A 9,006-nucleotide genomic window follows, 5' to 3' on the forward strand; every position below is an offset into this window, starting at 1 on the left:
TCCTTGGCGAATTTAATTCGCCAAGGTCAAGCGCACCTAAGGTTTTAGGGACTTCGGAGCAGGGAGCAGGGACTTCGGAAGAGGGAAGAGGGAAGAGGTAAAAAAATATGTGTACCTCATGAGGATAAAAAGCGCTATAGTCATGGCTAACTCTACAGGTATATTTTTTCGGCAGTCTTGTGTATACTCGTAACTGCTGACAGTAAAAACTAAGGCTGGCTAGGGTATGTCTAAAACTTTATCGAAACTTTATCAAAGTATCCATCAGGTGAAATAACTCTTGTCAAGAAAAAAATAAGATCTAGTTTAAATTATTTTTATGATTATTTTTCTTAAAGAATTTAATCGGTTTTGATGGTTAAAAATATAGTTAACTCAATAAGTTATCAACAGACAATAATTCATCTGTTGACTGGTGTATCTATTGCTATTATCCTAGGGCTTACCGCCTGCGAGAATAAAAATTCTGCAAACCCATCAGTGATACCCGTTGATACTTCCCATCAACAAGTGTCGGACAATACTGTCCGGGTGGGTGTGCTTATCATTGATAGCGTGGATTCTGTCAAACAACGGTATCAGCCACTCCTAAACTACCTCTCTGGGGTGATTAATCGCCCTTTATCCTTAGTACCTGTTACCCAAGAAAGTCAATTCATTGAAGTAGCCCAAGGTAATTTGCACTTTACCACCAACAATCCTCTGGCAGCTGTGCAAATCCGTCGGCTCTACGATACGGAGTTTCTACTTACCCACTCTCGACCTCAGGTGGGTACAAAATTTGGTGGTCTGATCATCGTCAGAAGCGATAGCAATATCTACAAGCTGAAGGATCTGCGGGGTAAGAAGGCAGCCTGCGTGGCTTTTCAAACGGCGGCGGCTGGCTGCATTTTCCAAATCTATCATCTGCTTCAACATGGTATTGACCCGTTCCTGGACTTCAGCAGTTTTGTGGAAAACAAATCACAAGACCAGATCGTGCTTGATGTAGTCAACGGCAAAATTGATGTTGGGTTTATCCGTACATGTCAATTAGAAAAGATGGTCAACCAAGGCTTGCTGGAAAACCTGGAACAGCTGAGAATCCTAGAGTCGGCTAAGGACGAATTCTTCTATACTCATACCACCGAGCTCTATCCCGAGTGGCCGATTGCTGCGGTTAAGGGTACTGACCCGCAATTAGTCGCAGCAGTGACCGAAGCGCTTCTAAATATCCCGCCGAACCATCCAGCCCTGGCAGCTGCTAACATAGATAAGTTTTTACCGGCAGAGGATTATGGCTCCCTGGATAAGCTGATTGAAACCTTGAGGCTAAAAAGTTGGGATGCTAATAGGGATCCGTTTAGGAATTCTGGGAACAGGGAACAGGGAGTAGGGAGTAGGGAGTAGGGAGTAGGGAGTAGGGAGTAGGGAGTTTTGTAGGGTGGGCAAGGGGAAATCAATGGGAGCGGTTGGGTTGACGAATCACCTTGCCCACCAGGATTAACTGTGGGTAGCTTGGCTTTTTGGTGGGCAAAAGTCCTAGAGTTTTCAGTACAGCTTATCTGTGATCACCTCTTGCCCACCCTACAGGGTCTTAAAGATTTTTAAGGGAGGTGATCCGCTGTTCCCTGTTCCGGTGATCCGCTGTTCCCTTTGCTATAGCAACCCATTCTAGATTGAGTAAAGTACTAAGCCGAAAATTCCAGCAATCGGGATAATCAACAGCACCTTCACGCGGAACCGCCACATGGCAACTAAGGCTGCGGCAAAGATCACCAGGCTGCCAACATGAAATTCAGCACTCCCAGCTACTACAATAGCAGCGGTAATGATCATGCCAATCACGGCAGGACGAATTCCTGTGAGCGCCGCCTGAATGACTGTAGATTCTTTGATATGTTTCAATAAGTGGGAACAGGTTACCATCAGCAGTCCTGGTGGTAAGAAAATCCCTACTGTTGCTACTATTGCTCCCGAAATCCCTTTCACCACATAACCGATGAAGGCAGCGCTGATCAGAATTGGTCCAGGAGTAATTTGCCCGATTGCGATCGCATTAGCAAATTCTGTCTGAGTCACCCAACCATAAGTATTCACTACCACTTCTTGAATCAGGGGAATGAACACGTAGCCTCCACCAAATAGCATCAGGCTCATTCCGGAAAATGTCACGAATAGTTTCCCGAGGCTGGTTTCCCCCAAAAAGGGTAGGGGAATCAGAGAAAGCAACAGAAAACTCAGGAGGATCACGAAGGTGACTGAGAGCTTCAGCCAGGAAATCCCCTCAATTGACTCCTGAATCGGTTGAGCTTGAGAACTCTCCTGTCCCGACTGCTTAGTGTCACGTAACCAAAACCATCCTAGCAATCCAGAACCCACCACCACTAGCACAGTAATGTAGAATCCTCCTACTACCTTGAGTAGGACTGCCGCTATTAAAGCAATCAGTAGTTCCCGCCAGCCTTTGATCGCTTTTTTGCTCATGCGCCTGGCGGCACTCAAGATAATCGCCGCCACCGCAGGAATAAATCCCGCAAAGGCTTTTTGAAGTGCTGGAATTTCCCCGGCCTGGAGATAAGCAATGGTTAGACCAATTACCAGGATAAAAGAAGGGAGCAACACACCAATAGCACTGACTACAGCCCCATTAGTCCTCCCCAAGCGATAGCCCACATAGGCTACTACATTAGCAGCAACTGGACCAGGTAAAACAGTGGCTAAGGAAATGCCGTCCAGCATATCTTCATGGGTGAGGAGTTTGTGCCGCCGCACCATCCGATTCTCCACTACGGAAATCAGAGCCATGAAACCGCCAAACGCTGTACTTCCGATCTTGAAAAAGTTCCAAAACAGAAACCAAAGGGATACCGACTCGGAATTTTCCGAGTTTACATGCAGTTTTTTTAACATAGTCAGTTCTTTAAGCCACTACGGTCTGACGTGCTTTAATCTCTTTGAGCAGAGTGGCTTGGCGATCCCGTCGCTTTAAGTCCTCAGGATCCATCTTTTGGCGTACTTCTGCTTTCAAGCTTTGGTTAATCGCATTAAATTTAGCGATCGCACTGCTGCTGAATTTGATTTCTTTGCCTTTAAGAATTCCAACCCGTTCGTAACCGAGAGCATCAAGTACATCTCCCGCCACCAATTCAAAAATCAGGATTTCCTCATCCGTAGCTTCCTGGAGAAACTTCTTAGTGTTTTGCTTAATTACAGGTTGCGTGACATTACTCCATAGGGAGCTAGAAGTGGCAGCATTCGAGGCTTCCTGGGATTGATGGAAATCCAGAATCTCAGGAGTATAGTGGACGCCAAGAAAATTACACAGATCCTGCAGGGTAGTCTCAGGAGAGCTGATTAGGGTTTCATAACTGATACTGAAAAACCTCTCGGGACTTAGGCGAGAGCGCATCTGGAGTGCTAAACCCTGGGCTTTTGCCCATTCTTGAGCAATATGGTAGAAGTGCTTTTCCCCAACCACTGCCTTTTTAAAAGAAACCGCCACATCTCGACCATCCCGGTACAAATAGATAAATTTAGCGTTTTCCAAGTAAGCGGTAATCTCTGGCAGGTAGTAAACGTTGGCTAAACTTTTGCAACACCATTGCTGTGCTCCCCAAGTTTGTGCCATAATATCGTAAACAGAGGCAAATATCGCCACCAAAGACCGCTCTCGGCAAAGGGAAATGACTTCCTTTGTATCTAAATTCACACCCTCCCAAGGAACGGGATTGAGTTCCACTAAACGACACACATCATTGACTAAGAGGGTAAAGGTGTCCGTTTGACTCAAATCCCCATAGCTAGGTAGTAATGGCATCATCCGCTGCAATATGTGAGGGGAGTGGGGAGCAGCGAGATCACCAATCTGATTCAACATCAGGCGCAATAAATTAGAGCCTGAGCGTTGGGTGCCGATCATAAAAATAGACATAACTTTGAGCTATCCTCATCACTGAATTCCAATTGCTGACCTTGATCACCGATTAAGTAGAAGCAGCCATCAGAAAACGTTGTGGTTGCAATGCACCACAATAAAAGCTTGGTCTTCACCAAACCAACTCTCCCTAGCTGTGAGTGGAGCGGTGTCTAGCTGACTAACCGTAAGCATTCAGCTATTAGCATTCAGCTATCAGCATTCAGATATCAGCATTCAGATATCAGCATTCAGATATCAGCATTCAGATATCAGCATTCAGCTATCAGCATTCAGCTATCAGCATTCAGCTTATGAGCTACGTCACAGGTTTCTAGCCTGTGCCACAAAGCAGACGGCACCTCAAGTAGCGTGAGCTAAAAGCTCACGGCTGACGGCTGTTCACGTAGCGTGCGCGTAGCGCATATGCTTACAAATTGTTTAACAACCGATCAGCGGGTTTATATCTTGGTTGTAAACAAAATTATTGCCGGAAAAGGCATGCATGTAAGAGGTAAAAGGCAAGAGGGGAAAGATATCCGGAGTTTTATTGGAGAATAAAAAAAGACCTCCTATGTTTACATCTGATTTATAAAACCTATAAACCAGATCACACCTTCGTTAACTGATTACCCGATCCGGGGTAACAGCCGAAAATTAAGCACTATCACTAAAGTAGATAGGCTAAATGATTGAAATTAAGACTGTAGGTTAATGGGGTGATGGGAGAATAACACGCTTGTTAAGCCAAATGTGATAGGAATTACTTTATAAATGAAGCAAAACTGAAGCAAAACTGAGAAAAAAAGCAAAACTGAGACAACTGAGACAAAAACTGAGACAACTATTATTCCAACTTATGCTATATAGCGCCTCTGAATAGGATTAATTTCATCGGTTGATGGCTCAACCTGAGATTAGTCTGAGAAAAATATAAGCTCACCCTGGGCTAAGTATGAAAAAAATTATACAACTAAACCTAGTTAAAATAACTGAGCTAAAAAACTGATACAAAAACTGAGACATTAGGCTCTGATCCGAATGCCATTGTAGAAATATAGACACCTTAGCGACTAGACAAAAGCGCTAATGCCCTGTTAAAACCTATGGTTTTTGCCTAAGGGTCAATGTTTGCCTGAGGTTAAAAACATTACACTGGTCTATTGCCGGTAGACCAGTGTTTACTTCCACTCTCAACTTAATTCACTTGCATTCGGAGGAACTTTCATGTCAAACACTTTTATTCCCACTGGAGAAACTCTAACCGAGCCAGTAATACTACCCGGAGTAGGGGATTCTTTAACCGTATTCGGTACATTGGATGTTGATGGTAGTGCTGTTGATATCACTGGCACTAATGCCAGCATCTTTAACGCAGAAACAGGCACAATTGATGGTAGCTTCAATGGTGTCAACTTCGTTAATGGTGGTGTTTCTTCTGGCACATTAACCAACCAAGGCTTGATTACCAGTGATAGTCGTCCCGTCAACATCGGTGGTCAGAACATCAAGGTTGATAACTTAGCCCAGATTATCTCCTCTGCCAGTCCGAGGGATGGTGTCGTTTACGCTGACCAGACCGCTACATCCTATGATATTTTCAATGGTCCTGATGCTGTAATTGATGTGGGTGAGGGGAATGATGGAGATGCCATTTCTCTACAACTCGGTGCTAATGTCACAGGCAGTGTGGTTAATCAAGGTACGGTGACCGGACGTGGTGTGCCGGTGGGTAACAACCAAGCTACTGCGATTCGCCTCAGACAGGGTACTGACATCGGAGGAGCGGATGTCTCAGTCTTCAATGGTGATATTGTCAATGAAGGCACTTTGATCTCAGAAACTGATAGTGGTATCCTGATTGAGTCGGGAGTAGAACTCAATGGTACCATCGTTAACAACGGTACGATTGATGGTGCTTTCAACGGCGTCAGCTTTGCCAATGGCGGTACCTCTTCTGGCGCGCTGCAAAATTTCGGTACTATCACTAGTGCTAGTCGTGCCGTAAATATCGGTGGTCAAGATATTAGCCTTCAAAACTTCGGTCAGATTCTCAGCTCTGCCAGTCCCCGGGATGGTGTGGTTTACACTGACCAGAGTGCGCTTTCCTACTCGATTGTCAACGAAAGTAGTGGTCTGATCGATGTCGGTGAAGGCAATGATGGGGATGCCATTTCTCTACAACTCGGTGCTGATGTCACAGGTAGTGTGATTAATCGGGGTACGGTGATCGGACGTGGTGTGCCGGTGGGTAACAACCGAGCTACTGCTGTTCGCCTCAGACAGGGTACTAATACTGACCTCTCAGTCTTCAATGGTGATATTGTCAATGAAGGCACCTTGACCTCAGAAACTGATGCGGCACTGCTGATTGAGGACGGAGTCGAACTCAACGGCGAAATCATTAATAGGGGCACTATCAACGGTGGTGTTGTTGCAGGCAGCCCTCAGGTGGGTATTGATGTTCAGGATGCTGAGGGTGACGTAACTATTGTTAACCAAGGCACTATCAACGGCGATGTTCTACTCAGTGGTGGTGATGATACCTATGATGGGATCGCAGGCACTGTTAACGGTACTGTTTTCGGTAATGAGGGCAATGATACTCTGATTGGTGGTAGCGCTAATGATGTCTTGAACGGAGGGGTTGGCAATGACTTGTTAACTGGCAATTCAGGTGCAGACATCTTCGCCTTCGGCAGTGAAATCTTCCAAGACGGTCTCCAGGACTTTGACCAAATCACTGACTTTGAGGCAGGGGATGCCTTTGATTTCGCTGATGAATTCTTGGGCAATATTAGTTTCGGTCGCGAAACAGTTAGTGGTCAAGAAGCCGTAGTAGCCATCCTTGGCGGCGAGGATAATCTGACTGTATTCGGCAATCTCGATGCTGCTGAGCAGGCACTTGATGTATTTGTCTAACACAAAAGTGTCATCCCAAGACTGTTAGCGATCGCTAGTTAGATTAGCGATCGCTTTTAGCGTGACCAAAGGTCAATCGCATTTTTTTTCTCAGCTAAATGGTTACATATAGCGGTTTGCGACTTTATTTTTTACAAATTTCTGGGTTTTTAGGGAGCAGGGAGCAGGGAGCAGGGAGCAGGGAACAGGGAAAAAATCCTGTGTACCTTATAGTTATGAAAAACGCCATAGCAATCCGTTTAGGAATTGTGATAATTTTTATTCCCTGTTTCCTTTGCTATATTTTTATTAATTTTTATTGTCTTTTTAAATAATTGTTAAATCAGTAAACCTTAACTCCAACTTTATGAAATAATCCGAGAAATCGGGAGCATTTTGATTGATAAACATGAAACCTCGGATTGACCGACTTGTGGCAGCAAGTCCCTTTGTTCTGTGTTCTCTATTAGCTGCAACTACGGCATTAGGGCAAATCACCCCAGATAATACCGTCGGTAATGAACGGTCTGTAGTAACGCCCAATGTTGATGTTAACGGGAACCTAGCAGATTTAATTGAAGGTGGGGCGATTAGAGAAAGCAATCTATTCCACAGCTTTCAAGATTTTAATGTGGCCGAGTTTGGACGAGTTTATTTTGCGAATCCAGCAGGAATTGAGAACATCCTCAGTCGGGTAACGGGAGGTAATGTTTCCAATATTTTGGGGACTCTAGGAGTGTTGGGCAATGCTAATTTATTTTTGATCAATCCCAACGGTATTGTCTTTGGTCCCAATAGCATACTGGATATTGGAGGTTCATTTTTTGGGAGTACTGCTGATAGTGTGTTGTTTGAAGATGGCACAGTATTCAGTGCTAAAAATCCGAATGGTAAACCGTTGTTGACGATTAATATTCCCTCTGGGTTGCAATATGGTTCTAATCCCGGGAGTATTACTAATCAATCTAGTCTGTTTCAGGTACCAAATGGTCAAACCTTAGGGCTAATTGGTGGTGACATTAATATTCCTGGTGGTAATTTAACAGCAACCGATGGACGCATTGAGCTGGGGAGTGTTGGTTCTAATAGTGTAGTGAACTTGACCCCAAAAGATACTAGTTTTGTGTTGGATTATTCAGGAGTTCAAGAGTTTCAGGATATTAGTTTGTCTGAGAGGGCTATAGTCATTACCAGTGGGGAAGGTGGTGGGAGTATCCAGGTGCAAGGGGCTAATGTGACTTTACGCGATCGCTCTTTTGTTTTTGCGAGAACCAACGGCAGTGGAAGTGGCGGTCGCATAGTTGTTAAGGCTTCTCACCTCAGCCTTGAGGGTGGTTCTAGGATAACTACAGATGTATTGGGCTCAGGACAGGGGGGAGATTTGATAGTGAATGCCACTGAATCTGTTCGAGTAATTGGTGTATCGGCTGATGGTAATTTCAGCCTCTTGGGAGCCCGAGTTTTTCCAGGAGCAACAGGAAATGGGGGAGATTTGAGTATTACCACTGGTCAGTTAATGGTCTCTGATGGAGCAATTGTTTCAGCTAGGACTTTTGGTGAAGGGGACGGGGGAGATTTGACTGTGGATGCCGACTCAAAGGTTCAACTGATTGGTACCTCAGCCGATGGTCGGTTTCCCAATGGCTTGTTTGCTCAAACTTTTGGGACAGGAAATTCGGGAGATGTGAATATTGCTACTGGGCAGTTAATTGTCAAAGATGGAGCAATTGTTTCAGCTAGGACTTTTGGTGAAGGGGACGGGGGAAATTTGACTGTTGATGCCGACTCAAAGGTTCAACTGATTGGTACCTCAGTGGATAGTCTGTTTCCCAGCGGCTTGTTTACTCAAGCTAATCGGGAAGCAACAGGAAATGCGGGAGAGTTGAAGATTACCACTGGGCAGTTAATGGTCTCTGATGGAGCACAAGTTGCAGCTAGGACTTTTGGTGAAGGGGACGGTGGAAATTTGATAGTGAATGCTTCCGAAAAGGTTCAACTCATTGGAACATCAGCCGATGGTCGGTTTGTCAGTGGCTTGTTTACTCAAGCTCAAGGAACAGGAAATGCCGGAAAGTTGTTGAATATTACCACTGGGCAGTTAATTGTCTCTGATGGACCGGTTAGTGCTAGAAGCTTTGAACAGGAGAATTCAGCAGGGGAGGTAAAGATTAATGCCAACTCTATCTTCCTTAACAACAATGGAATCATCG

General features: G+C 44.9%; 5 protein-coding genes. 3 read left to right on the forward strand and 2 right to left on the reverse strand.

The features are described from left to right. The first annotated feature begins 354 nt into the window (after nt 1-354). Complete coding sequence (locus F6K37_RS24795; RefSeq protein WP_287252806.1) at nt 355-1,389, forward strand: phosphate/phosphite/phosphonate ABC transporter substrate-binding protein; 1,035 nt, start codon at nt 355-357, stop codon at nt 1,387-1,389. 264 nt (nt 1,390-1,653) lie between these two features. Here the strand turns inward: F6K37_RS24795 and chrA are convergent, their stop codons facing one another. Continuing rightward, a complete protein-coding gene (gene chrA, locus F6K37_RS24800) occupies nt 1,654-2,892 on the reverse strand; it encodes a chromate efflux transporter (RefSeq protein ID WP_287252808.1) in 1,239 nt (412 codons plus the stop codon). 10 nt (nt 2,893-2,902) lie between these two features. Next, the gene (locus tag F6K37_RS24805) at nt 2,903-3,913 is read right to left on the reverse strand and encodes a sulfotransferase family protein (protein ID WP_287252810.1); all 1,011 of its coding nucleotides are present in this window, start codon (nt 3,911-3,913) and stop codon (nt 2,903-2,905) included. 1,209 nt (nt 3,914-5,122) lie between these two features. Between F6K37_RS24805 and F6K37_RS24810 the strand changes: the two genes are divergently transcribed. Further along, a complete protein-coding gene (locus F6K37_RS24810; protein ID WP_008188212.1) occupies nt 5,123-6,817 on the forward strand; it encodes a beta strand repeat-containing protein in 1,695 nt (564 codons plus the stop codon). Between the two features lie 388 nt (nt 6,818-7,205). Further along, on the forward strand, nt 7,206-9,006 hold a 1,801-nt coding region (locus F6K37_RS24815), incomplete at its 3' end, for a two-partner secretion domain-containing protein (protein WP_287252813.1).

Origin of the sequence: Moorena sp. SIO4E2 (genome assembly GCF_010671945.1) — a bacterium.
GTDB lineage: Bacteria > Cyanobacteriota > Cyanobacteriia > Cyanobacteriales > Coleofasciculaceae > Moorena > Moorena producens.